Source organism: Streptomyces griseus (genome assembly GCF_900460065.1).
GTDB classification, from domain to species: domain Bacteria; phylum Actinomycetota; class Actinomycetes; order Streptomycetales; family Streptomycetaceae; genus Streptomyces; species Streptomyces griseus.
Map to the genome: position 1 here is coordinate 124564 of NZ_UAVD01000038.1, position 25691 is coordinate 150254.

General features: G+C 71.9%; 19 protein-coding genes and 1 riboswitch. Of the genes, 9 read left to right on the forward strand and 10 right to left on the reverse strand.

Annotated elements, in window-relative coordinates; all coding sequences use genetic code 11:
• Nucleotide 1: 1 nt before the first annotated feature.
• The 6 genes from DTB53_RS27650 to DTB53_RS27675 all read left to right on the forward strand — a co-directional run bounded on the left by DTB53_RS27650 (nucleotide 2) and on the right by DTB53_RS27675 (nucleotide 6540).
• A complete protein-coding gene (locus DTB53_RS27650) occupies nucleotides 2-775 on the forward strand; it encodes a DUF3710 domain-containing protein (RefSeq protein ID WP_003965726.1) in 774 nt (257 codons plus the stop codon).
• 204 nt (nucleotides 776-979) lie between these two features.
• On the forward strand, nucleotides 980-1714 hold the full coding sequence (locus DTB53_RS27655; protein WP_003965725.1) for an ABC transporter ATP-binding protein: 735 nt from the start codon (nucleotides 980-982) through the stop codon (nucleotides 1712-1714).
• Nucleotides 1715-1892: 178 nt separating this feature from the next.
• Entirely contained in the window at nucleotides 1893-4436 is a 2544-nt protein-coding gene (locus DTB53_RS27660) for a DUF4118 domain-containing protein (RefSeq protein WP_003965724.1), read from the forward strand.
• Nucleotides 4437-4557: 121 nt separating this feature from the next.
• Nucleotides 4558-5253, forward strand: coding sequence for a response regulator (locus tag DTB53_RS27665; RefSeq protein ID WP_003965723.1), 696 nt, complete (start codon nucleotides 4558-4560; stop codon nucleotides 5251-5253).
• 75 nt (nucleotides 5254-5328) lie between these two features.
• Nucleotides 5329-5745 (forward strand): OB-fold nucleic acid binding domain-containing protein, encoded by a 417-nt coding sequence (locus tag DTB53_RS27670; protein ID WP_172595300.1) that lies wholly within the window; start codon nucleotides 5329-5331, stop codon nucleotides 5743-5745.
• 3 nt (nucleotides 5746-5748) lie between these two features.
• Entirely contained in the window at nucleotides 5749-6540 is a 792-nt protein-coding gene (locus tag DTB53_RS27675; protein WP_003965721.1) for a DUF3159 domain-containing protein, read from the forward strand.
• A 96-nt stretch (nucleotides 6541-6636) separates the two neighbouring features.
• Here DTB53_RS27675 and DTB53_RS27680 read toward each other — a convergent pair whose 3' ends face one another.
• On the reverse strand, nucleotides 6637-7314 hold the full coding sequence (locus tag DTB53_RS27680) for a potassium channel family protein (protein ID WP_003965719.1): 678 nt from the start codon (nucleotides 7312-7314) through the stop codon (nucleotides 6637-6639).
• Complete coding sequence (locus DTB53_RS27685; RefSeq protein WP_007454533.1) at nucleotides 7314-7982, reverse strand: potassium channel family protein; 669 nt, start codon at nucleotides 7980-7982, stop codon at nucleotides 7314-7316. Before DTB53_RS27685 ends, DTB53_RS27680 begins: the two co-directional genes overlap by 1 nt.
• 322 nt (nucleotides 7983-8304) lie before the next feature.
• Here DTB53_RS27685 and DTB53_RS27690 point away from each other — a divergent pair, with 322 nt between their 5' ends.
• Both DTB53_RS27690 and DTB53_RS27695 read left to right on the forward strand, forming a co-directional pair.
• A complete protein-coding gene (locus tag DTB53_RS27690; protein WP_003965716.1) occupies nucleotides 8305-10353 on the forward strand; it encodes an APC family permease in 2049 nt (682 codons plus the stop codon).
• A gap of 256 nt (nucleotides 10354-10609) precedes the next feature.
• Nucleotides 10610-11938 (forward strand): class I SAM-dependent RNA methyltransferase, encoded by a 1329-nt coding sequence (locus tag DTB53_RS27695; protein ID WP_012378699.1) that lies wholly within the window; start codon nucleotides 10610-10612, stop codon nucleotides 11936-11938.
• 54 nt (nucleotides 11939-11992) lie between these two features.
• Nucleotides 11993-12194: riboswitch (cobalamin riboswitch) on the reverse strand.
• A gap of 115 nt (nucleotides 12195-12309) precedes the next feature.
• Here DTB53_RS27695 and DTB53_RS27700 read toward each other — a convergent pair.
• From DTB53_RS27700 to DTB53_RS27725, 6 genes are read right to left on the reverse strand one after another with little or no spacing between them, the layout of a single operon-like run.
• Nucleotides 12310-12801, reverse strand: coding sequence for a DUF4430 domain-containing protein (locus DTB53_RS27700; protein WP_012378698.1), 492 nt, complete (start codon nucleotides 12799-12801; stop codon nucleotides 12310-12312).
• A gap of 40 nt (nucleotides 12802-12841) precedes the next feature.
• Nucleotides 12842-13666 carry an ECF transporter S component family protein gene (locus DTB53_RS27705; protein WP_012378697.1) on the reverse strand — a complete coding sequence of 275 codons (825 nt, stop codon included), beginning with the start codon at nucleotides 13664-13666 and terminating at the stop codon, nucleotides 12842-12844.
• Nucleotides 13663-15318 carry an ABC transporter ATP-binding protein gene (locus DTB53_RS27710; RefSeq protein ID WP_012378696.1) on the reverse strand — a complete coding sequence of 552 codons (1656 nt, stop codon included), beginning with the start codon at nucleotides 15316-15318 and terminating at the stop codon, nucleotides 13663-13665. Before DTB53_RS27710 ends, DTB53_RS27705 begins: the two co-directional genes overlap by 4 nt.
• Nucleotides 15315-16499, reverse strand: coding sequence for an energy-coupling factor transporter transmembrane component T (locus tag DTB53_RS27715; RefSeq protein WP_012378695.1), 1185 nt, complete (start codon nucleotides 16497-16499; stop codon nucleotides 15315-15317). Before DTB53_RS27715 ends, DTB53_RS27710 begins: the two co-directional genes overlap by 4 nt.
• A gap of 4 nt (nucleotides 16500-16503) precedes the next feature.
• Nucleotides 16504-17451, reverse strand: coding sequence for a hypothetical protein (locus DTB53_RS27720; RefSeq protein ID WP_012378694.1), 948 nt, complete (start codon nucleotides 17449-17451; stop codon nucleotides 16504-16506).
• Nucleotides 17448-20243 (reverse strand): prenyltransferase/squalene oxidase repeat-containing protein, encoded by a 2796-nt coding sequence (locus DTB53_RS27725; RefSeq protein WP_012378693.1) that lies wholly within the window; start codon nucleotides 20241-20243, stop codon nucleotides 17448-17450. The genes DTB53_RS27720 and DTB53_RS27725 overlap by 4 nt, the downstream gene beginning before the upstream one ends.
• A 579-nt stretch (nucleotides 20244-20822) precedes the next feature.
• On the opposite strand from DTB53_RS27725, the gene DTB53_RS27730 reads away from it, so the two are divergent.
• Nucleotides 20823-22235 (forward strand): prenyltransferase/squalene oxidase repeat-containing protein, encoded by a 1413-nt coding sequence (locus DTB53_RS27730; RefSeq protein WP_012378692.1) that lies wholly within the window; start codon nucleotides 20823-20825, stop codon nucleotides 22233-22235.
• An 882-nt stretch (nucleotides 22236-23117) separates the two neighbouring features.
• Here the strand turns inward: DTB53_RS27730 and DTB53_RS27740 are convergent.
• Entirely contained in the window at nucleotides 23118-24011 is an 894-nt protein-coding gene (locus tag DTB53_RS27740) for a 3-hydroxybutyryl-CoA dehydrogenase (protein ID WP_012378690.1), read from the reverse strand.
• Nucleotides 24008-25606 carry a malate synthase A gene (gene aceB / locus DTB53_RS27745; RefSeq protein ID WP_012378689.1) on the reverse strand — a complete coding sequence of 533 codons (1599 nt, stop codon included), beginning with the start codon at nucleotides 25604-25606 and terminating at the stop codon, nucleotides 24008-24010. Before aceB ends, DTB53_RS27740 begins: the two co-directional genes overlap by 4 nt.
• Nucleotides 25607-25691 lie beyond the last annotated feature (85 nt).

Sequence of the window (25691 nt, forward strand, 5' to 3'; positions counted from 1 at the left end):
CGTGTTCGGACGTCGCAAGAAGAGTGGTTCCGCCGAGGACGCGGCGGACGAGGTGCGCGAGGCCGAGCAGGTCGCCGACGAGCCCGAGGGCAGTGACGGAGCCGCCACGGGCGCCCGTCGGATGAACCTTCCGCCGGCCCCCCGGCCGGACGGCCCCTGGGACAGCACCGAGGTCACCCAGCCCGGCGAGGGCCGGGTCGACCTGGGCGGCATCTTCGTGCCCGGGGTCGAGGGCATGGAGCTGCGCGTCGAGGTGGCCGGGGACGCGATCGTCGCCGCCACCGTGGTGCTGCGCGACAGCGCCATCCAGTTGCAGGCCTTCGCCGCCCCCAAGAAGGAGGGCATCTGGGGCGAGGTCCGCGACGAGATCGCCTCGGGCATCACCCAGCAGGGCGGCATCATCGACGAGGTCGAGGGCCCGCTGGGCTGGGAGCTGCGCGCGCAGGTCCCCGTACAGCTCCCGGACGGCACGGGCGGTGTGCAGCTCGTGCGCTTCGTCGGCGTCGACGGGCCCCGCTGGTTCCTGCGCGGAGTGATCTCCGGCCAGGGCGCCGTCCAGCCGGAGGCCGCCGGGCTGCTGGAGACGATCTTCCGGGACACCGTGGTCGTCCGCGGCGACGGCCCGATGGCCCCCCGCGACCCGATCGTCCTCAAGCTCCCCAACGACGCCCAGATGGTGCCCGAGGGCGTGCAGCAGGAGGACCAGGAGAGCTCGAAGTTCTCCGGCGGCATGGGCCAGCTCCAGCGCGGCCCCGAGATCACCGAGGTCCGCTAGGAAGTGTCCGCAACGTCTCGTCGGCCGTCCGTCGGCCGGACGAGACGCTGAGGACACGCCCCGGCGCCGGCCGCACCCCAGCACAGGCCGATGGGCCGCACCCTTTCCACGGGTGCGGCCCATCGGCCATTGCCCGGCCGCGTGCCGTACGCACATACTTGGCGGGCGACGACGCAGGCCACGTACGTACGACGGGGGAGCAGCATGACCGAGAGCACCAGCGGGCAGTCCGGCACGGCCCTGGCCGAGGACCCGGCCCGCACGGTCATGGTCACGGTCGAGGACCTGCACCGCTCGTACGGCAGCGGTGCGGCGGCCGTGCACGCCCTGCGCGGGGTCTCGTTCGAGATCCCCCGCGGCGAGCTGGTCGCGCTCAAGGGCCGCTCCGGCTCCGGCAAGACCACCCTGCTCAACCTGGTCGGCGGCCTGGACACCCCGGACGGCGGCCGGATCACCGTCGACGGCACCGAGCTGTCGGGCCTCGGCGAGAAGGGGCTCCTGGAGCTGCGCCGGGACCGGGTCGGCTTCATCTTCCAGTCCTTCGGCCTCATCCCGATCCTGACCGCCGCCGAGAACGTCGGCGTACCCCTGCGGCTGCGCAAGGCCGACCCGGCCGAGCGCGACGAGCGCGTCGCCCTGCTGCTCTCCCTCGTCGGCCTCGCCGACCACGCCGAGCAGCGCCCCGGCGAGCTCTCCGGCGGCCAGCAGCAGCGCGTCGCCATCGCCCGCGCCCTCGCCAACCGCCCCGCCCTCCTGATCGCCGACGAGCCCACCGGGCAGCTCGACGCCGAGACCGGGCTCGCCGTGATGGAACTGCTCCGCGCGGTCGTCCGCAGCGAGAACGTCACCGCCCTCGTCGCCACCCACGACCCCCAGCTGCTGGGTCTCGCCGACCGGGTCCTGGAGCTGAGCGACGGCCACATCGTCGAACACGGCTGACGTTCTCCGGGGCCCCGCACCCGCCCCGGCGCGCATCAGAGTTCCGTCAATACGCTCCCCACCTGCACTCCCGGGACCGAACCACGGCCCCGGGCGGAGTAGCGTCGAGGACGGCAACCGCACCGGGCGCCACCGGCCGTCGGGACGACAGAGCCGGACGGAAGAAGACAATGGGGCCATGGGACGCGGCACACTCCGGATCTATCTCGGCGCGGCACCGGGCGTCGGCAAGACGTACGCGATGCTGTCCGAGGCGCACCGCAGGGTCGAGCGCGGGACCGACTGCGTGGTGGCGTTCGTGGAGCACCACGACCGGCCGCGGACCGAGGTCATGCTGCACGGGCTGGAGCTGCTGCCGCGCCGTGAGCTGGAGTACCGGGGCACCGTCTTCACCGAGATGGACGTGGACGCGGTCCTGGAGCGCGCCCCGGCGGTGGCGCTGGTGGACGAGCTGGCCCACACCAACGTCCCCGGGTCCCGCAACGCCAAGCGCTGGCAGGACGTCGAGGAGCTGCTGAAGGCCGGGATCGACGTCATATCCACGGTCAACATCCAGCACCTGGAGTCGCTGGGCGACGTCGTGGAGTCGATCACGGGCGTCCGGCAGCGGGAGACGGTGCCCGACGAGGTGGTGCGCCGGGCCGACCAGATCGAGCTGGTCGACATGTCGCCCCAGGCGCTGCGCCGCCGGATGGCGCACGGCAACATCTACCGGCCCGACAAGATGGACGCGGCCCTCTCGAACTACTTCCGCCCCGGCAACCTCACCGCCCTGCGCGAGCTGGCCCTGCTCTGGGTCGCCGACCGGGTCGACGAGTACCTCCAGCAGTACCGGGGCGAGCACAACATCCGCACCACCTGGCAGGCCCGCGAACGCATCGTCGTCGGACTGACCGGCGGGCCCGAGGGCCGCACCCTCATCCGCCGCGCCTCCCGGATGGCCGCCAAGGGCTCCGGCAGCGAGATCCTCGCCGTCTACATCGCCCGCAGCGACGGCCTGACCTCCGCGTCCCCGAAGGAGCTGGCCGTCCAGCGCACCCTGGTCGAGGACCTCGGCGGCACCTTCCACCACGTCATCGGCGACGACATACCCGCCGCCCTGCTGGAGTTCGCCCGCGGCGTCAACGCCACCCAGATCGTGCTGGGCTCCAGCCGCCGCAAGACCTGGCAGTACATCTACGGCCCCGGGGTCGGCGCGACCGTCGCCCGCGAGTCCGGGCCCGACCTCGACGTCCACATCGTGACCCACGAGGAGGTCGCCAAGGGCCGCGGCCTGCCCATGGCGCGCGGCGCCCGGCTCGGCCGGGCCCGGATCCTCTGGGGCTGGCTCGTCGGCGTCGTCGGCCCCGTCCTGCTCGCGGTGGTGCTGCGCTCCATGGAGGACGCCCCCGGCCTCGCCAACGACGTCCTGCTCTTCCTCTTCCTGACGGTGGCAGCCGCCCTGCTCGGCGGGGTGCGGCCCGCGCTCGCCTCGGCCGCCGTCGGCTCCATGCTGCTGAACTACTGGTTCACCCCGCCCACCCACACCCTGACCGTCCAGGACCCGGAGAACCTCGTCGCCATCGTGATCTTCTTCGCGGTGGCCGTGGCGGTCTCCTCCGTGGTGGACCTCGCGGCCCGGCGCACCCACCAGGCCGCCCGGCTGCGCGCCGAGTCGGAGATCCTCTCCTTCCTCGCGGGCAGCGTGCTGCGCGGCGAGACCGCCCTGGACGCCCTGCTGGACCGGGTCCGCGAGACCTTCGCCATGGAGTCCGTCGCCCTGCTGGAGCGCAGCAGCGACGTCGAACCGTGGACCTGCGCCGGATACGTCGGGCCGGCGCCGGTGACCCGCCCCGAGGACGCCGACGTGGACATGCCGGTCGGCGACAACATGGCCCTCGCGCTGTCCGGCCGGGTGCTGCCCGCCGAGGACCGCCGGGTGCTCGGCGCGTTCGCCGCCCAGGCCGCCGTCGTCCTGGACCGCCAGCGCCTGGTCGGGGAGGCCGAGCAGGCCCGCAGGCTCGCCGAGGGCAACCGGATCAGGACCGCCCTGCTCGCCGCCGTCAGCCACGACCTGCGCACCCCGCTGGCCTCCATCAAGGCGGCCGTCAGCTCGCTGCGCTCCGACGACGTCGCCTGGTCCGAGGAGGACGAGGCGGAGCTCCTGGAGGGCATCGAGGACGGCGCCGACCGGCTGGACCACCTCGTCGGCAACCTGCTGGACATGTCCCGCCTCCAGACCGGCACCGTCACCCCGCTGATCCGCGAGATCGACCTCGACGAGGTGGTCCCGATGGCGCTCGGCGGCGTCCCGGAGGGCAGCGTCGATCTCGACATCCCCGAGACGCTGCCGATGGTCGCCGTGGACCCGGGACTCCTGGAGCGGGTCGTCGCCAACATCGTGGAGAACGCCGTCAAGTACAACCCCGGCCAGGAGCCCGTCGCCGTGGCCGCCAGCGCCCTCGGCGGCCGGGTCGAGCTGCGGGTCGTGGACCGCGGCCGGGGCGTCCCCGACGAGGCCAAGGAACGGATCTTCGAACCCTTCCAGCGGTACGGGGACGCCCCGCGCGGCGCCGGAGTGGGCCTCGGCCTCGCCGTCTCCCGGGGCTTCGCCGAGGCCATGGGCGGCACCCTCGACGCCGAGGACACCCCCGGCGGCGGGCTGACCATGGTCCTGACCCTCACCGCGGCGCCGGGCGGCGTCCGGACGGAGACCGAACTGCCGGCCCGGGCCACCTCATGACGGCTCCCCGCCCCCCGTCGCGCCCCGGGGCGTACGCCGCCCGCCTCCCTGCCCGCCCCTCCGCTTCCCCGTCCAACGGGGTTCTTCCCTCCTCCCCGTGCAGCAGAAAGGCAGGTCCGCGATGACCAGGGTGCTTGTGGTCGACGACGAGCCGCAGATCGTCCGCGCCCTCGTGATCAACCTGAAGGCGCGCCAGTACGAGGTCGACGCCGCGCCCGACGGGGCGACCGCCCTCCAGCTCGCCGCCGCCCGCCATCCCGACGTCGTCCTCCTCGACCTCGGGCTGCCCGACATGGACGGGGTCGAGGTGATCAGGGGCCTGCGCGGCTGGACCCGGGTGCCCATCCTCGTACTCTCGGCGCGCCACACCTCCGACGAGAAGGTGGAGGCCCTGGACGCCGGCGCGGACGACTACGTCACCAAGCCGTTCGGCATGGACGAGCTGCTGGCCCGGCTGCGCGCCTCGGTACGGCGGGCGGAACCGGTCGGTCAGGAAGGGGGAGCCGAGGACATCGCGCTGGTCGAGACGGCGGGCTTCACCGTCGACCTGGCCGCGAAGAAGGTGCACCGGGCCGGGCGCGACGTGCGGCTCACCCCCACCGAATGGCATCTGCTGGAGGTCCTCGTCCGCAACGGCGGCCGGCTGGTCAGCCAGAAGCAGCTGCTCCAGGAGGTCTGGGGCCCCTCGTACGGCACCGAGACCAACTATCTGCGGGTCTACATGGCCCAGCTGCGCCGCAAGCTGGAGGCGGATCCCTCGCACCCCCGGCACTTCGTCACCGAACCGGGCATGGGCTACCGCTTCGAGCGCGGCTGACGGGCCCCGGGTCACTCTTTCGGGTGGTATCCCGACGCCTCCGTGTACCGCCCGCGGGACCGGTACCCTTCGGGTATGAGTGCTGTTCCCCGATCCGAGAAAGCCGGGAAGGCGGCGAGACCTTCCGGGCGCTTCCGCCGTATGCTCGACCGGCTCTCCAGCTCCCAGGAGGACCTGGAGTCCCAGGAGCTGCAGGAGGACGCGCAGGCCACCGGATGCACCCGGATCTCCGAGTGCTCCGATCGGCAGATCGTGAAGGTGGCTGGTACGTTGCGGACCGTCACCCTCCGTCCCCGGGCCGGAGTGCCCGCCCTGGAGGCGGAGCTCTTCGACGGCACCGAGCCGCTGGACGTGGTCTGGCTCGGCCGTCGTTCCATCGTCGGCATCGAGCCCGGCCGCAGGATCATCGCCTCGGGGCGGGTCGCCATGAGCCATGGCCGCCGGGTGCTGTTCAACCCCACATACGAACTCCGACCGCTCGGCAAGGAGTAGCCGGTGACGTCTCTCGACAAGCCGACGTCCGAAACGGACCAGCCCCACCGCACGGACCCGCAGCACGCAGGCGGGAGGCACGCGGCCCAGCAGGACGACGAGACGAAGGCCGTCACCGAGGCCGCCCTCTTCGAGGCCTTCGGCGGCGTGCGCGGCATGGTGGAGACCGTCCTCCCCGGGCTGCTTTTCGTCACGATCTTCACCATCAACAAGAACCTGAACGCCTCGGCCATCGCGGCCCTGGCGGTGTCCCTGGCCCTCGTCGTCGTGCGGCTGATCCGCCGCGACACCGTGAAGCACGCCTTCAGTGGCGTCTTCGGGGTGGCCTTCGGCGTCGTCTTCGCGAAGATGACGGGTGAGGCCAAGGACTTCTACCTGCCGGGCATGCTCTACACCCTGGGGCTCGCGGTCGCCTACATCGGCACCGCGGTGGCCGGGGTGCCGCTGATCGGCCTGGTCCTCGGTCCGGTCTTCAAGGAGAACCTCTCCTGGCGGACCCGCAACCCGGGCCGGAAGAAGGCGTACACCAAGGCCAGTTACGCCTGGGGCTTCATCCTGCTCGCCAAGTGCGCGATCCTCTTCCCGCTCTACTGGTGGGCCGACACCACCGAATTCGGCTGGGTGCTCATCGCGCTGAAGATCCCGCCGTTCCTGCTGGCGGTCTATCTCACCTGGATCTTCCTCGCGAAGGCGCCGCCGCCCATCGACGTCTTCGCCGAGATGGAGGCCGAGGAACAGGCCGAGAAGGAGCGCAAGGCGCAGGCCGCCGCGGCGGTCCGCGACCCGGACGCCTGACCCGGGAGCTCCGCGACCCGGACGCCGCAGGGCTTCACAGGGAAGGGGCCCGCAACCGCTCGGCGGTTGCGGGCCCCTTCCCTGTCACTCCGCCGGTCAGTCCTCCGACGGATCGCGGCGGACCGACAACAGGTCCTCCAACTGCTCCTCGCGCGCCTGGGCGGCCACGAACAACAGCTCGTCACCGGACTCCAGCGACTCCTCGGGGCTCGGCGTCAGCACCCGCGTACCCCGGATGATCGTCACCAGCGAGGTGTCCTCGGGCCAGGCGACGTCCCCGACCCGGGTACCGGCCAGCGCCGACTCCGGCGGCAGGGTCAGCTCCACCAGGTTGGCGTCCCCGTGGCTGAAACGCAGCAGCCGGACCAGATCACCGACGCTCACCGCCTCCTCGACCAGGGCCGACATCAGCCGCGGTGTCGAGACGGCGACGTCCACGCCCCAGGACTCGTTGAACAGCCACTCGTTCTTCGGGTTGTTCACCCGGGCCACCACACGCGGCACGCCGTACTCCGTCTTGGCGAGCAGCGAGACGACCAGGTTGACCTTGTCGTCCCCGGTCGCGGCGATGACCACGTTGCACCGCTGCAGCGCCGCCTCGTCCAGCGAAGTGATCTCACAGGCGTCCGCGAGCAGCCACTCGGCCATCGGGACCCGCTCCACCGAGATGGCGGTCGGCGCCTTGTCGATCAGCAGCACCTCGTGCCCGTTCTCCAGCAGCTCGGCGGCGATGGAACGGCCCACCGCGCCCGCCCCGGCAATCGACACACGCATCAGTGACCGTCCTCCTCGGGACCCTGGGCGAAGGCCTCTTCGACCTTGGCGATCTCGTCCGTACGCATCATCACGTGGACCAGGTCGCCCTCCTGGAGGACGGTCTGCGAGCTCGGCAGTATGGCCTCGCCCAACCGGGTGAGGAAGGCGACGCGGACCCCCGTCTCCTCCTGGAGCGTGCTGATCTTGTGGCCGATCCAGGACGGCGTCGTGTGCACCTCGGCGAGCTGCACACCCCCGCTCGGATCGCGCCACAGGGGCTCGGCGCCCGAAGGCAGCAGCCGCCGCAGCATCTGGTCCGCCGTCCAGCGGACCGTCGCCACGGTCGGGATGCCGAGACGCTGGTAGACCTCGGCGCGCCGGGGATCGTAGATCCGCGCCGCGACGTTCTCGATGGAGAACATCTCGCGGGCCACCCGGGCCGCGATGATGTTGGAGTTGTCGCCGCTGCTGACCGCCGCGAACGCCCCGGCGTCCTCGATCCCCGCCTCGCGGAGGGTGTCCTGGTCGAAGCCGACCCCGGTGACCCGGCGACCGCCGAAACCGGACCCGAGGCGACGGAACGCGGTGGGGTCCTGGTCGATCACCGCGACTGTGTGCCCCTGCTGTTCCAGGGTCTGCGCGAGAGCGGCTCCGACGCGCCCGCAGCCCATGATGACGATGTGCACTGTGCGCCTACCCCGCCGTCCTGGTCATCCGGCTGACCTGCGAAAACACGCTGCTCACACTTCTCTCTCAGCTTGCTGGTCACACAACGGGACCGACGCCCGCGGCGCGGCCCGGAGTCGAGCTTATGCGCCGGGGCGGGCAATCCCTCATCCGAGTGTCCGCATCCTCGCGCACTCCGGCAAAGGGAAAGCAAAATAGGCCGAACGGGCGCAAGGATTGCGTTAAAGAATGGCGAGGCTTTCTCCGCCGACCGCAGGAGATTGCGGGGGCGCGTCGAAAGGGCGTGCGTTTTGGTCACGGGCTCCGCTTACGATCCTCAGCGTGTCCAAACTGACCGACCTGCCCAAACGGATCCTGATCGGCCGGGCGCTGCGCAGCGACAAGCTCGGGGAGACCCTGCTCCCCAAGCGCATCGCGCTCCCCGTCTTCGCGTCCGACCCGTTGTCCTCGGTGGCGTACGCACCGGGAGAAGTCCTCCTCGTGCTGTCCATCGCGGGGGTGTCGGCGTACCACTTCAGCCCCTGGATCGCCGTCGCGGTCGTCGTCCTCATGTTCACGGTCGTCGCCTCCTACCGGCAGAACGTCCGCGCCTACCCGAGCGGCGGCGGCGACTACGAGGTCGCGACCACCAACCTCGGCCCCAAGTCCGGACTGACCGTCGCCAGCGCCCTGCTCGTCGACTACGTCCTCACCGTCGCCGTGTCGATCTCCTCGGGCGTGGAGAACCTCGGCTCCGCGATCCCGTTCGTCATCGAGCACAAGACACTCTGCGCCATCGGCGCCATCGTCCTGCTCACCCTGATGAACCTGCGCGGGGTCAAGGAGTCCGGGAAGCTGTTCGCCGTCCCCACCTACCTCTTCGTGGCCGGCGTCTTCCTCATGATCCTCTGGGGCGCCTTCCGCGGAGTGGTCCTCGGCGACGCGATGCACGCCCCCACCTCCGACCTGGAGATCAGGCCGGAGCACGAGGGACTGGCCGGGTTCGCGCTCGTCTTCCTCCTCCTGCGGGCCTTCTCCTCCGGCTGTGCCGCCCTCACCGGGGTCGAGGCGATCAGCAACGGCGTACCCGCCTTCCGGAAGCCCAAGAGCAAGAACGCCGCGACCACGCTCGCCATGATGGGGCTGCTCGCCGTCACCATGTTCTGCGGCATCATCGGCCTGGCCCTGGCCACCGACGTCAAGATGGCCGAGAACCCGGCGGTCGACCTCATCCGCGACGGCGCCCCGGTCGGCGCCGGCTTCACCCAGGACCCGGTCATCGCCCAGGTCGCCGAGGCTGTCTTCGGCCACGGCTCCTTCCTCTTCATGGCCCTCGCCGCGGCCACCGCTCTCGTCCTCTTCCTCGCCGCGAACACCGCGTACAACGGCTTCCCGCTGCTCGGCTCGATCCTCGCCCAGGACCGCTACCTGCCGCGCCAACTGCACACGCGCGGCGACCGGCTCGCGTTCTCCAACGGCATCGTGCTGCTGGCGGGCGCCGCGATCCTGCTCGTCTGGATCTACGGAGCCGACTCCACGCGGCTCATCCAGCTGTACATCGTCGGGGTGTTCGTCTCCTTCACCCTCAGCCAGACCGGCATGGTGCGGCACTGGAACCGCCTGCTGGCCGACGAGAAGGATCAGGCCAAGCGCAGCCACATGGTCCGCTCCCGCGCGATCAACGCCTTCGGCGCCTTCTTCTGCGGCATGGTCCTGGTGATCGTCCTGGCCACCAAGTTCACCCACGGCGCCTGGGTGGCGCTGCTCGGCATGGTCATCTTCTACGGCACGATGACCGCGATCCGGAAGCACTACGACCGGGTCGCCGCGGAGATCGCCGCCGACGAGACGCCCGGGGACGAGAGCGTGCGCCCCTCCCGCGTCCACGCCATCGTCCTGGTCTCCAAGCTCCACCGCCCCACGCTCCGCGCCCTCGCCTACGCCCAACTGATCCGCGCCGACCATCTGGAGGCGCTCTCCATCAGCGTTGACCCGGACGAGACGAAGGCGCTCCGCGAGGACTGGGAACGCCGCGCCGTCAACGTCCCCCTCAAGATCCTCGACTCGCCCTACCGCGAGGTGACCCGGCCGGTCATCGAGTACGTGAAGGGCCTGCGCCGCCAGAGCCCGCGCGACGTGGTCAGCGTCTACATCCCGGAGTACGTGGTCGGCCACTGGTACGAGCACCTGCTGCACAACCAGAGCGCCCTGCGCCTGAAGGGCCGCCTGCTGTTCACCCCGGGCGTCATGGTCACGTCGGTCCCGTACCAGCTCCAGTCCTCCGAAGCCGCGAAGAAGCGGGCCCGCCGACGTGCCGACTGGAGCGCCCCGGGCTCGGTCCGCCGGGGCCCGGTGGAGCGCAGGCACAAGGAGCCGACCCGCAGGGGATGAGACCGTCGGCGCCTCGGCACGACGACGGTCCGGGACGGCGGGCGGGTGGCGCGCGGACACCGGGGGCCGGAGGCGAGGGCGGCGCGGGCCCGCCCGGAGGGCGCGGGACCGGTGCGGCGGCGCGGGCCCGCAGGAGGGCGCGCGGCGGTGCCTGGCCGGGCGTGGTCAGCACCCCGACCGCGTCCGCGTAGACTGGTGGGCTGTCGTCCGGCCGCGGGCCCGACCGTTCGCCCCCTTCTCCCTGGAGCCTCCCCTCATGCAGAACGAACCCACGTCGTCGCTGGTCGGGGAGGAGTACGAGGTCGAGGTCGGGCCCGTCGCACACGGCGGTCACTGCATCGCCCGCACCGCAGAGAACCAGGTGCTTTTCGTACGCCACACGCTCCCCGGCGAGAAGATCATCGCCAAGGTCACCGACGGCGACTCGGACTCCCGCTTCCTGCGGGCCGACGCGGTACGGATCATCGAGCCGTCCAAGGACCGCGTCGAGGCGCCCTGCCCGTACGCCGGCCCCGGCATGTGCGGCGGCTGCGACTGGCAGCACGCCAAACCGGGCGCGCAGCGCCGCCTCAAGGGCGAGGTCATCGCCGAGCAGCTCCTGCGGCTGGCGGGCCTGACCCCCGAGGAGGCCGGCTGGGACGGCACGGTCATGCCGGCCGAGGGCGACAAGCTGCCCGCGGGCGAGGTGCCGGCCTGGCGCACCCGCGTCCAGTACACGATCGACGCCGACGGCCGCGCGGGCCTGCGCAAGCACCGCTCGCACGACGTCCAGCCGATCGACCGCTGCCTGATCGCCGCGCCGGGTGTCTCGGAACTCGGCGTCGAGAAGCGCGAATGGCCCCAGATCGCCGCCGTGGAGGCCATCACCGCCACCGGCTCGAACGACCGCCAGGTCATCCTCACCCCGAAGCCCGGCGGCCGGCTCCCCCTGGTCGAACTCGACAAGCCGGTCTCCGTGCTCCGCGTCGAGGAGAAGGACGGCGGAGTCCACCGCGTCCACGGCCGCGCCTTCGTCCGCGAGCGCGCCGACGACCGCACGTACCGCGTCGGCTCCGGCGGCTTCTGGCAGGTCCACCCGCAGGCGGCCAACACCCTGGTCCGCGCGGTCATGCAGGGCCTGCTGCCCCGCAAGAACGACACCGCCCTCGACCTCTACTGCGGCGTCGGCCTGTTCGCCGGCGCCATCGGCCAGCGCCTCGGCGAGAAGGGCGCGGTCCTCGGCATCGAGTCCGGCAAGCGCGCGGTCGAGGACGCCCGCCACAACCTGAAGGACCTGGACCGGGTCCGCATCGAACACGGCAAGGTCGACCAGGTGCTGCCCCGCACCGGCATCACGGAGTGCGACCTGATCGTCCTGGACCCGCCGCGCGCGGGCGCGGGCAAGCAGGTCGTCAAGCACCTGTCGGGTCTGGGCGCCCGCAGGATCGCCTACGTGGCCTGCGACCCGGCGGCCCTGGCCCGGGACCTGGCGTACTTCCGGGACGGCGGATACAAGGTGCGGACGCTGCGGGCGTTCGACCTCTTCCCGATGACGCATCATGTCGAGTGCGTCGCGATCCTTGAGCCTGCTGAAAAGGGCCGCTGAACTGGCGTTTCCCCGAGTGGGCGTTACGTGCGTCAGGTGCGATACCTTGACGCACCCACCAGGGTCCGGGAGGCGGTGACCGGGCTCCACGCTGCAGACCATGACAGTGAGAAGCAGTACACGGACACGAGAGAGTGATCCGGCTCGCGGCAACGAGTGCTCCACCGCTCACGGTTGCAGGTCAGCGCCGGAATCGCACCGGCTTCCCTCCCTCGCGTACGCATTCGGTTGTACGTCCGCCAGCAAGCGGAACGGCCGAATCTCTGCAGGTGAACGCAATTTCGGCCACCCCGATCCGTGCGGTTCACGCCACATCGCGTGCGGGCGGCCCGGACCGGGGAGGTCCGGGACGCCCTGAGAAACGCCGACGGTCAGAACGAGGTCCAGGTGAAGGCGACCTGGTCGCCGTTCTCGATCTCGAACTGGCAGCCGCCGACGGGGGTCGGGGTGCCGTTCACGGAGATGCTCCAGTAGGCCGAGCCGCCCCCGCTCACGCCCTTGACCGTGTCGACGGAGAAGTCGTCGAAGGACGCGTACCAGGTGCCGTCCCAGGTGAAGCCGTTGCGCTTGGCCGCGTGGTCGAGGGCGGCCGTCGGGGTCGGGACCTTCGTAGCGTGGGCGCTGCCGTTGGTGCCGTCGCACTTGTGGGTGCCGCCGGTGGCGGTGGTGACGTCGTGGCCCCAGGTGAAGACCTTCTTCTGGAAGAGCAGGCCGTCGGGGCCCTGGACCGTGACGGTGACTCTCACCGGAGCGTTCGTGAACGCCGCTGCCGTCTGAGCCTGCGCGACCGCGGGGGCGGCGGTCAGGGCGAGACCGAGGGCGGCGGTGGTGAGGGCGGTGCGGCGGAGCAGGGTGGTGCCCATGAGGTTCCCTTCGGTAAGGAATGCGTGGTCGGTGCGTGGTTCATCCGGCGGTGCCGTCCGGGCTCGCGTCCCGGCCCGCGAAGCGGATCGGGGCCTGGAAGCGGGCTTTGCGGGCGGCACGGCGGAAGACGGTGAGGACGGCGGGTCCGGCCAGGGTGATGGCGACGAGGTTGGTGACGGCGCGGCCGGTGTCCCAGCCGAGCGAGGTCGCCAGGTCGAAGGCGAGGTACCGCTGGAACTGCTCGGTGAACGGGAGGCCGGGCAGGTAGGCGATGGAGCTGTTCGGGTCCAGGGAGAAGGGCCAGAAGGAGAGGTTCAGCAGGAAGCCGAACAGGTAGCCGGAGAGCGAGCCGTACACCGCGAGGAGGGCGATCTCCCGGCGGCCGGTGGCCCTCGGGAGGAAGCCGCCGAGCATGCCCACGAAGGCGCAGCCGAACATCTGGTACGGCATCCAGGGGCCGACACCGCCGGTGATGAGCGCCGAGGCGAAGAGTGAGGTGCAGCCCAGGGTGAAACCGAAGCCGGGGCCGTAGACGCGGCCCGCGAGGACGAGGATGAAGAAGACCGTCTCGATACCGGCGGTCCCGGCCCCGAGGGGCCGGATCGCGGCGTTGACGGCGGACAGGACGCCCAGCATGGCCAGGGCCTTGGAGTTGATGCCGCCCTCGGAGATCTCGGAGATCACGACGGCGAGCACGATGACCAGCAGCACGCCGAAGATCAGCGGCGGAGCGTAGTTCGAGCCGAACTTTCCCGGCGCGACGAGGAACGGCCAGAAGAACGCGACGACTCCGAGGAAGGCCGCCATGGCGATGACGAGCGCGGCCCGGGGACGTATGCGGATGGCCGCGGAGGAGGTGCTCACGCGCTCGGGTCCGTTCCGTGGGCATCGAGTACCGAGGCCAGTTGGTCCACGGTGAGGTAGGGCAGAGGAGCGAGAACCTTCGCGGTCTGCGGGGCGAAGACCGGCGAGGCGACGATGACTTCGGTGGTGGGTCCGTCGGCGACGACGTCCCCCTCGGCCATGACGACGACCCGGTCGGCGGCCCGGGCGACGAACTCGACGTCGTGGGTGGAGATGACGACGGTGCGGCCCTCTGCCGCGAGGCCGTCGACGATCCCGATCAGTTCGCCCTTGGCCCGGTAGTCGAGCCCGCGCGTGGGCTCGTCGAGGAGCACGACCCGGGGTGCGGCGGCGAGTTGGATCGCCAGGACGAGGGCGAGCTTCTGGCCCTCCGACAGATCACGGGGGTGGGTGGTGTCGGGGATGCCGGGAGCGAGCCGGTCCAGCAGGGTGCGGGCCGGGATGCCGTCGGCCTGCACCGCGGACTCGGAGTCGGCCTGGTCGAGTTCCTGCTTGACGCTCTCCAGATAGAGCAGGTCGGTGGGTGTCTGCGGCACCAGACCGACGAGGCGGCGGGCCTCGGTCGCCGAGACCTTCCGGGGATCTCGCGTCCCCGGGCCGTCGGACTCTCCTACGGAGACCGAACCGGCCTTGCGGGGGCCGGAGCCCTGGAGCGCCCAGAGCAGGGAGGACTTGCCGGAGCCGTTGCGGCCCATCAGCGCGGTGATCTCCCCGCCGCGGAGGTCGAGGGCGACCTCGCGGACGGCGGGGACGCCTTGGTACGTCACGGTGATGCCGCGTGCGCTCAGCAGTCGGGGCCGGTCCGCCGGGAGAGCCGTCCGTACCGGCGGGGGTACGACACCGTCCAGCCGGGTCCGCAGGGGCGCCGCCGCACGTCGGGCGTCGCGGATGGACAGGGGCAGCGGCGACCATCCGGCGATGCGGCCGAGATCGACGACGGGCGGGGCGATGGACGACGTACGGAAGACTTCGGCGGGCGGCCCGGAGACCACGCGCCCGTCCCCGGGGAGGTGGATGACGCGGTCGGCGTACTGGACGACGCGCTCCAGGCGGTGTTCGGCGAGCAGGACGGTGACGCCGAGGTCGTGGACGAGCCGGGTGACGGCGGCCAGGACCTCTTCGGCGGCCGTCGGGTCGAGCGCGGAGGTGGGTTCGTCGAGGACCAGGACGCGGGGATGCGCGGTGAGGACGGATCCGATGGCGACGCGCTGTTGTTGCCCGCCCGAGAGTTCGTGGAGGGCCCGGTGGCGGAGGTCGGCGAGCCCGAGGAGATCGAGGGTCTCCTCGACGCGCTTGCGCATGGTGGCGGGCGCGACCGCCAACTGCTCCATGGCGTAGGCGAGTTCCTCCTCGACGGTGTCGGTGACGAAGCCGTCGAGGGGGTCCTGTCCCACGACGCCCACGACATCGGCGAGTTCGCGCGGCGGATGTTCGGCGGTGTCCCGGCCGTCGACGGTGACTCTGCCGTACAGGGTGCCGCCGGTGAAGTGCGGGACGAGCCCGTTGACGGCGCCGAGGAGGGTCGACTTGCCGACGCCGGTGTGGCCGACGACGAGGCAGAGTTCGCCCTCCTCCACGGTCAGGTTCACGTCCCGCAGGACGGGCTCCGCCGTGTCCTCGTACTGGACGGTGACCTGGTCGAAGGTGATCACGTGGATTCCTCGGTGCGCTGTGCGGGGACGCTCGGACGGACCGGTGCGCTCGGTGGTGGGGCCAGGAATCCGGCGGTTCCCGCGAGGAGGATCGCGGCGGCCGGTACCAGCGGGAGGGTGGGCCAGCTGAGCGGGTAGATGGAGGGGTTGAGTTCCGCGGCGTTGAAACCCGCGTTGCTGAAGAGGAGTACGGCGGACAGGACACCGCAGCCGGCCACGGCCCACTCGGCGGCCCGCCAGGGGTCCGGCCGGTAGGTGGTCCGGGTGATCCGGCGCCCGCCGAGACGAAGGCCCGCCACGCACAGCAGTCCGCCGAGGACGAGCGCCGGGAAGCCGAGCAGGGCGGGTGCGGTGGCGTCGAGGAGCCCGTACGCACCCGCGCAGAGGCCGCACATGCCGAGCAGCATCAGGGCGCCGGTCGCCCGGCGCGAGCGGCGGGTGGCCGTTCCGGCCCGGCCGTAGCCTCGGGAGTCCATGGCCGCGGCGAGGCGCAGGGAGCGTTCCAGGGCGTCTTCGAGGACGGGGACGATGATGCCGCGCAGGGCGCGCAACCCCTGGGAACGCCCGGCCCGGAGACGTCGTGCCCGGTGCACCCGCTGGACGCTCTGGACCAGTTGGGGTGCCACGCTGATGGAGACGGTGACGGCGACGCCGAGTTCGTACAGCGCGCCGGGGAGCACCCGTAGCGCCCGCTTGGGGTTGGCGAGGGTGTTGGCGGCGCCGATGCAGCAGAGCATGCACGCGAGCCGGAGCCCGTCGGTGGCGGCGGACAGCAGCGCTTCCAGGGAGACCGGTCCGCCGATCTTGATGCCGGCGTACCAGTCCGGGGTGGGCAGGTGGGGGAGGGAGAAGATGAAGTGGTCATGGGGGGTGATCCCGGTGGCGAAGACCGCGCGGAACACCACCCGGATCGCGACGACGGTGAGCGCCAGGTAGAGGTAGTACTTGAAGCCGCGTGCCCAGGGGGCCTCGGTACGGCGCACGGTGATGACGTAGCCGAGGACGGCGAGCACCAGGAACAGCAGCAGCGGGTTGTTGGTGCGGCTGACCGCGGTGGCGAGGGCCAGGGCCCAGATCCACCAGGCGACGGGATGGAGGGTGCGGGGCAGCCGGCGGCCGCCCGCGTCCGGCGCGAGGCCGGGCGCGGACGACCGAGCGGTCGCCGCAGAGGTGCGGGGCACGCGGCTACTCCGTACGGCGGCGGCGCTTGGCCGCGAACACGGCGGCGGCGCCGATCAGCAGACCCAGGGCACCGGTGATGACGGCGGGCACCCAGGAGCCCGCGTCATGGGCCGCGTCCGCCGCCGGTGCCGCGTCGACCACCTTGGGGCTGGGTGCTGCCACCGCCGGAGAGCCGGTCGTCGCCGACGGCGTGGCGGACGGAGTCGGTGTCGGTGTCGGTGTCGGGGAGACGATCTTCGACGGAGTCGGGCTCGCCGTGACCGAGCGGGAGGGGGACGGCGGGGGAGGCGTGGCCCGGTCGGCCGGGGGCGGATTTCCCGGTGCCGGCCCGGTGTCGACGCCCGGGGGCAGCGGAGCCGCCGTCCGAGTGTCGCGGGGCACGGGCCCGCCGCCGGTGGGCCTCGTGTTCTTCGCGCGCAGTTGGTCGGGGGTGACGGTCGGGCGCCCCTGCGTTCCCTCGATGTTGGTGCCACCGAAGATCCACAGGTCGACACTGCCGGGCCTGGGCTTGTAGAGCATGGCGCCGAGCTGGCTGTACGTCCAGGTGTTCTGCCCCGGGTCGGCGTGCCAGTACGACCAGTACGCCGAGGCGGGCGGGGTCAGCACGCAGTCGTCCTGCTGGGGCGTCGGGTACTGCTTGCCTCCCTGGTGGCCGCTGTAGCCGATGCGGCAGATGAAGGCGGGGCCGTCGTGGCCGGTGCCGGTGGTGCGCCAGCCGCCCTGGTTGAGGAGTTCGTACCCGGTGGTGGGCGTGGTGCCGCAGGAACGGTAGATCGGCCCGCCCCAGTGGCTGAAGTCGACGGCGAGCACGGCGCCGGAGGAGGTGGTGCACTGTCCCATGGGCTGGGGGGCGGCTGCGGCCGGGGCGGTGGTGGCGGCGAAGGCCGCCACCGTCAGCCCCAGAGCGGTCGTCGTACGGGCGAGGCCGCGGGCGCCCTGTCGGGCGGTCATGCCTGACCGCCGGCGGTCTCGCGGCGCCTGCGGGCGGCATGGGTCGCGCCCCAGCCGGCGAGGACGAGGAGGACGGCCGCGACGGCGAGGCCGGTGACCTGGGATCCGGTCGCGGCGAGGCTGCCACCGCCCGTACCGGTGGCCTGGCCTCCGGAGGCTCCGCCGTTCTCACCCTCGGTGATGATCACGGGGGTGGAGGTGCCGGGCTGCCCGGAGATGCTCGGGACGGGTTGCGGGGTGGTGCCGCTCAGGTCGCGGGTCAGGACGCCGAAGGAGATGCCGGTGGCGCCGCCGACCGCCTGGGTGGAGGCCCGGACGTCCGATCCCGGCTGGCCGCCCTTGATGACGTTGAATCCGCCGTCCTTGTTCTGCTGCGAGGCGAGGAACGTGCGGGCCTTCGCGATCTCGGTGGCGTACGTGTCGGCGTCCAGTGACAGACCCTGGACGGCGAGCGCCGCCGAGTTCACGGAGTTGCCGGAGGCGCCGGTGAAGCCGCCGTCGGGGAGCTGTCGCCCGGCCAGCCACTTCAGGGCCCGGTCCACGGCCGCCTTCGAGTCGGCGTCGGGCAGCAGGTCCAGGGTCATGGCGGCCATGGCGGTCGAGTCGACCTCGATGTCGCTCGGCTCGCCGATGAGGCTGGGCCAGGCGCCCGTCGACGGGTCGCGGAGACTCTTGAGATAGGTGACGGGCTGCGCGGCGGCTGCCGTCTCGCCCGCCCGGACCTGGGCGATGATGCCGAGGGACTGGGAGAAGACCGAGGTGGCGTAGGTGTAGTTGCCCTTGCCCGCGCACCTGCGGGGCTCGGCCGGGGTCGCGGCCGCGCAGATGCTCTTGGCGAGCGCGGCGATCAGGTTCTTCCCACCGAAGTTCCGGGGGTCGCGGCCCACGGACTCGGCGAGCACCGCGGTCTTGCCGATGAAGCCGCCGCCCGCGTACTTCGTACCGATCTTCGTCCAGTCGTGGACTCCGCGGCCCGAGGCGTCCTTGCCGCCCTGGTCGAGGAAGTCGACGATGTTGCGCAGGGTGGCGTTGTCGTGGCCGGTGGCGGCGAGCGCGTAGGCGCCGTCGATGGTCATGCCGTAGTCCGCGAAGCGGGGGCTGCCCTCGTAATACCGGCCCTGGATCAGCCGCTTGTGGTCGGTGAGGTAGGCCGAACCCTTCTTCAGGTCCGGTCCGTCACCGGCCGGGGGAGCGGTGGGGCCCGTCGTGGGAGGCGTGGTGGGCGGGGTCGTCGGGGGCGTGGTCGGCGGGACGGGCTCCTTCGTCGTGAGCGTCACCAGGTCGCTCTTCGCGCCGGCGATGACGGCCGCGGTGGTGGCGTACAACAGCGGGTCGGTGGTGCCTTCCTCGAAGGCGAAGCCGCCGCCGGGGAGTTGCTGCCGGGAGAGCCAGGAGAGGCCGGCGTCCGCGTGGGCGCGGTCGCCCAGGGCGCGCAGGGTCTGGGCGACCCAGCCGGTGGCGTACGCGCTGCCCGGGACGCTGTACGAGGCGGCCGGCCAGGAACCCGTCTCGAACTGGGCCTTCTTGAGGGAGGAGCGGGCCCTGGTGACCGCCGGGGTGTGGCCGCCGGCGTGCTGGAGGGCGAGCGCGACGAGTGCGGTGGTCGGTGCCTCGCTCTCGCAGACCTGGCCGTCCAGGATCAGGAAGCTGGGGAACCCGCCGTCGTCGCACTGGAGTTGGGTCAGACGGGTCACCGAATCGGCCGGCGGGGTAATGCCTCCGTTCAGCAGCGCGATGACGGCCAGGGTCTGGCCCTCGGTCTGTCCGGTCGTGCGGAAGTCGCCCTTGGTCGTGCAGCCGGGGACGGGTTGAGGTGCGTCCGAGCCGCTGAGGCAGACGTTCGCCATGAGGTCGCCGAGGAGGTCGTGGCCGCCGAAGTTCCGGGGGTCCTTGCCGGTGGCCTCTGCGAGGAGGGCGAGGCGTGCGGCGGCGGTTGCGTCCGGCGCCTCGTCCTTCCCGGCCGGGTAGGCGTACGCGTCGGTGTGTTCGGGCCGGCCGAGGAAGGCCGCGATCCGCCGGGCCGTGGCGTTCTCGCTGTCGGTGGCCGCCAGGGCATAGGCGACCTCGGTTGTGGCGGGGTAGTTGGGCGTCGTGTCGCCGTCGTTGACGACGCGCTGTCCGTTGGTCAGCCGCTCGGTGAGCCAGCGGGTCGCTGCGGGCAGATCAATCGTGCCCGGGGGCACGTTCGGCGCCGGTGGGTCGCCGGGGGCCGGCGGGTCGCCACCGTCCGCGCGGACGTCGTCGGGAGTGAACGACGGCCTGCCCTTGGTGCCGCCGATGTCCGTAGCGCCGAAGACCCAGGCGTCCACGTCACCCGGCTTCAGGGTGCGTGACATGGCGCCCAACGGGCTGTACGTCCACTTCTTCTGGCCGGGGGAGGCGATCCAGTACGACCAGTAGGCGGTGGCCTGCGGGGTGAGGACGCAGTCCTCCTGGGCCGGAGTGGGGTATTTCTTACCGGAGTTGAAGGCGCGATTGCCGATGCGGCAAATGAACGCGGGACCGTCGTGGCCGGTGCCCTCGGTGGTGAACTCGCCCGCGTGCAGCAGGTCGTAGCCGGTGGTGGGGGTGGTGTCGCAGCCGCGGACGACGGGGCCGCCCCACTTCCCGAAGTCCACGGCGACGATGGCGCCCTTGGTGCGGGTGCACTTCGCGATCGGGTCGGCGCTCGCAGGCGAGGCCGTCGTGAGGTGGGTCAGAGCCGCACCGAGCGTCAGAAGGGAAGCGGTCAGGGCGGACAAGAGCCCCCGTCTCGCCCTCGGCCCCCGTCTCGCCTGCTGTTCGGTCCCCACCGCGGCCCTCGTCTCTGCCGGGCGGACCGCGCGCGTGGCGGTGCGCCCTCGAACGGCTCTGGTGCCGTGGAGAGGCGGCGACGACCACACCGTAGTCCGCGACGGCGTTCTTCGTACGGAGATCCAGCTCCAGGCATTCCGACTCACCCGGGACGATCCGGGCCTACGGTTGCGGGTCAGTGCCGGAATTCGACCGGCTTCCCCTGGTGCTGACTGCTTATCGGACGGAGTGCAACACGGATCCGTCGGCACCGTCAATATGCCGTCCGTCTCATCGGGATCCGGCGCGTCGCCCCCGAGGCCGCTTCCGGTGGTGCCGCTGGCGGTCCTGTGGTCGTTCGGGTAGCGTCCTGGGCTGCCAAGTGGGGGAATCCGGTGCGAATCCGGAGCTGACGCGCAACGGTGTCGAGACGGCGGGGGCCGTCTCCGAGCCCGAATGCCCATACGGCGACGCAGCACAGAAGCCGTACCACGCGTTCCGGACGGCGGCTCCCCGGAGATTCCCCGGCCGTGCCCCGTCGGGGCGACGCGGGGCATGTGCCGAGCGGCCGGCGTCCGCCGACCTCCAGGAGCAGGCCCATGCCCCTTCCCCGTACCTCCCGCCGTCTCTCTCTCGCGGTGCCCGCGGCGCTCGGCGCCCTCGCCCTCGGCACGTTGCCCGCGTTCGCGACCTCCACGCCCGCGCAGATAGCCACGTCCAAGACCAACGGCGTCGCCTACATCAAGTCCCTGCAGGCCGCCGACGGTTCGTACGCCGGCTCCGGTCTCTCCAACGAATGGGCCTTCAGCGCGCTCGCCGCCGCCGGTACCGCCGTCGTCGACGTGGCCCCCGGCGGCGACACCACCAAGAACGCCAGAACCGTCTACCGGAACCTGCTGTCGACGGCCGGCTGGCCGTCGGCCACCCCGGTGGTCACGGACTACGAGCGCGGCGCGCTCAACGCCTATGCCGCGGGCATCGATCCGGCCCGCGTGTCCGCCTCGCGCAACCTCGTCGCGGACATCTACGCGTACTGGCAGACCGCAGAGTCCGGTTACTTCGGCCCGTCCGCGAACTTCAACGGCACCGTCTTCGCCGCCCTCGCGTTGCGCGGTGCCAAGACCCAGGCCGGCACCGCCCGCATCCCCCAGACCCTGACCGACTCGATCGTCGCCCGTCTCCGGGCCAACCAGCACAACGACGGCGGCTGGACCTACCAGAAGGTGGAGGGCAACCCCACGGGCCTCGCCTCGGCGAGCGACATCGACATGACCGGCGCGGCGATGGCCGCCCTCTGCGTCTCCGGCGTCCCCAGCACCGACACCGACGTCGTGCAGGCCAAGAATTTCCTCAAGGGCAAACTGGTCGCCTCCTCCGGCGCGTTCAACTCCCTGTACGGCGTCAACACCAGCTCCAACGGCTGGGGCATCGCCGGGCTCAACGCCTGCGGTATCAACCCGCAGTCCGCCGACTTCACCACGGTCCCCGGCAAGACGCCGGTCGACTTCCTCATCGCCAACCAGTACAACCCGGCGGGCGGCTTCAAGTACAAGCCGGCCGATACCGTGCCCTCCGCCTACTCCTCCATCGACGCGCTCCGCGCGGTCGCCGGAGGCGGCTTCACCACCGCCCCGCCGGTCCCGGCCACCCCGGGCGCCCCCCAGTGGGTCGCCCAGCCCGCCTTCACGGCCGGAACCGCCACCAAGCTGGCCCTGACCGTCGACGACGGCGCCGGAAACCTCAAGGTGTGCTCGGTGGCCTTCACGCCCACGGGGACGACCACGACCCTCGGCGACGTCCTCGCCGCCGCCATGAGCGCCGCGACCCCGTCCGGATGTGTCACCTCGGTGACCCCGGCCTCGGGAACCGGCACGATCACCGCAGTCAACGGCAAGGCCAACAGCGGCTCGAACACCTGGAAGGTCAGCGTCGACGGCTCCGCCTTCGCCGGTGCCCTCCGCGAGAAGACGATCAACGTGGGCGACACCATCGCGCTGCGCTGGGGCGCTTGAGGACCGCGCGGGTGAGGGCCCGCTGCTGAGCCCTCACCCGCCGCGGCGCGGGACCGGAAGCACGCGGACACGGCCCGCGGCCGGGGACCGGACCGCGGGCCGGGGCGGTCCGGACACGTCCGGTTCCCGCGAAGCGGGAAGAACGGGGAAGCAATGACCGCCAGGAGCGAGCCCGCGACGACGACGGTCGACGGCCGGTCCATGATCCTGCCGTGCTCCGCCCTGGCCGCGGCGTGTGTCCGACTGATGTCCTCGGCGGCCTCGTCCAGCGGGGCGGAGATCAGGATCTCGTCCGGGGCGCCGGGACAGGCGCCCCACTGGATCCACGTGCCGCCGCTGACGAACTGCCGGAACGATTCGTGGGCGTCCGGCATGACGACGATGTCTCCGTCGTCGTCGCCCACCGTCTCGGCCAGTCTCCGTCCGGGCGTGATGTGGATCGGGCGGCCCACCCGGTTCGACCGACGCGGTGGCGCGCCGCCAGTCGTGGACCGCCTCGGTGCTGCCGCCCCGGGCGCCCTGGGCGCGGTCGCGCCACGGGTCCTCGGCCTCGACCACGCGATGCGGGCGGGAGGCGTGTTCGGCGAGCACGGCCCGTCGGAGGCCGGTGAGGGAGGACCCGGCCGCGCCAGGTTCGCCGGATCCGGATCGGACCCGGTGAGGGGTGGACCGGACCAGGTCGCGGAGGACCGGCCGCCGTCGCCCGGTGGGTGGGGTGCCACGCGGGATGAGGGAGCACGCAGGAGGGGGGGAGCGCGCAGGAGGGGGAGCACGCAGGAGGGGGAGCACGCAGGAGGGCGGGAAGCCTCCACGCTTCCCCGCCCTCCTTCGTACACGCCGCACCGGACCCTCACCCGGTACTCGCGCGCCGCCCAGGGCCCCTCAGCCCGGGCTACCGGGTCTCTCCTCCCGGTGGTACGTGTGGAACCCGCGTCCCGTCTTCCGGCCGAGCAGCCCCGCCTCGACCATGCGCATGAGCTGCGGCGGCGGGGCGTACAGGGGTTCCTTGAACTCGTCGTACAGCGACACGGCGATCGAGGCGACCGTGTCGAGGCCGATCAGGTCCGCGAGTCGCAGGGGACCCATCGGGTGGGCGCAGCCGAGTTCCATGCCGCGGTCGACGTCCGTGGCGGTGGCGAAGCCGGACTCGGTCACGCGGATCGCGGAGAGGACGTACGGGACGAGGAGGGCGTTGACCACGAAGCCGGCGCGGTCGTGCGCGTGGATGACGGTCTTGCCGAGCACGTCCGTGGCGAACTCCGTCACATCGGCGGTCACGTCGGCCGAGGTGTGCAGGGTGGTGACGACCTCAACGAGGGGGAGCACGGGTACGGGGTTGAAGAAGTGCAGTCCCACGACCCGGTCGGCCCGGCCGGTGGTCATGCCCAGGCGCATTACGGGCAGGGAGGAGGTGTTGGTGGCCAGGATCGCCGCCGGGTCCTCGACGATCTTGTCGAGGGCCGTGAACAACGAGGTCTTGACATCGGCGTCCTCGGTGACGGCCTCGACGACGAGCTGCCGGTCGGCCAGATCGGTGAGTTCCGCCGTGGCCATGATCCGTGCGAGGGCGGCTTCGGCCGAGGAGCGGTCGAGCTTGCCGCGCTGGACGGCTCGTTCCAGTGAGACGGCGATCCGCTCACGGGCGGCGGTGGCCGCGGGGCAGTTCGCTTCGCAGAGCAGGGTGTCGAGCCCGGCTCGTGCGCACACCTCGGCGATGCCGGCCCCCATCTGGCCGCCGCCGACGATCCCGACGCGGCGGATGTCGGTGCCGCTCATGCCGTCGCTTCCGAGGTGGTGGTCCGGACGAGGCGGCGCGTGTACGCCTCGGGGGTGAAGAACAGCGGCAGTTCCGGCGCGAGCGCGGTCCTCTCGAACAGCGCGCGGATCTCGTCGAGCGCGGCCCACGGGTACTCCGCGCCGACCCGGGCCAGCTCCTCGTCGAGGACCAGGAGCACCTCCTCCCGTTCGATGACCCGGTGGCGCAGCCACTGCCAGATCTGGACGCGGGCGATCTCGGCGGTGGCGGCGTCCTCCATCAGCCCGTCGATGGCGACGGCTCCCTGCCCGCGCAGCCAGGCGTCGAAGTAGCGCAGGGCCACGGCGATGTTGGTGCGCACCCCCTCGGCCGTGGGCGGGCCGCTGATGCGGCGCACGGAGAGCAGGTCCGCCGCCGTGGCCGCCACGTCGTCACGGGTCCGGTGGATCTGCTCCGGAAGGCCGCCCAGGACACCGTCGAAGACTTCCAGGCAGACCGGGACGAGGCCCGGGTGGGCGACCCAGGAGCCGTCGAAGCCGTCCTCGGCCTCCCGCTCCTTGTCGAGCCGCACCTTGGCGAGGGCGGCCTCGTTCGCCGCCGGGTCCTTGCCGGGGACCTGGGCTGCCATGCCGCCGATGGCGTGGGCGCCGCGCCGGTGGCAGGTGCGGACCAGGAGTTCGGTGTACGCCCGCATGAAGGGCGCGGTCATGGTGACCTTCGCCCGGTCGGGGAGGAGGAAGTCGGTGCGGTGGCCGAAGGTCTTGATCAGGCTGAACAGGTAGTCCCAGCGCCCGGCGCTGAGGCCCGCGCTGTGCTCGCGGAGTTCGTGGAGGATCTCCTCCATCTGGAAGGCGGCGGTGATCGTCTCGATCAGGACGGTGGCGCGGACCGTGCCCCGGGGGATGCCCAGGAGCTCCTGGGCGAGGAGGAACACGTCGTTCCACAGCCGGGCCTCGTAGTGGTTCTCCAGCTTGGGGAGGGAGAAGTACGGGCCGTACCCGGCGTCGATCTGCCGCTGCGCGCAGTGGAAGAAGTACAGGCCGAAGTCGACAAGGGAGGCGGGGACGGGACGGCCGTCGAGCTCCAGGTGCGCCTCGTCGAGGTGCCAGCCGCGCGGCCGGACCATGATGGTGGCGGGGTGCTCCCCGAGGCGGTACTCCTTGCCCTCCGGCGTGGTGAAGTCGATGCGCCGCTCGATCGCGTCGAGCAGGACCAGCTGCCCGCCGATGACGTTGTCCCAGGTTGGCGCGGTGGCGTCCTCGAAGTCCGCCCTCCACACGCGCGCTCCGGAGTTGAGCGCGTTCACGGCCATGCGGCGCTCGGGCGGGCCGGTGATCTCGACCCTGCGGTCGGTCAGCCCGGGTGCGGGCGGGGCCACCCGCCAGGCACGGTCCGCGCGGACGCCCGAGGTGGTGACCGGGAAGTCGAGCGGGGAACCGGTGGCGAGCCGGATGGCCTGCCGGCGGCGCTCTTTCAGGAGCCACTGGCGGCGCTCGCCGAAGGCGGCGGCCAGCTTGCCGACGAAGTCGAGGGCGGCGGGGGTGAGGATCTCACCGTGGCGGTCACCGGGGGCGGCCAGGACACGGATCTCACGGGTCGGGGCGCTGGTGGTCATCGGATTCTCCTGGGCTGCGGGGGGAACGGGGGCGGGCGGAGACGGTCGTTCGCCCCCGTTCGGCCGGGACGCGAACTGTCCGGTC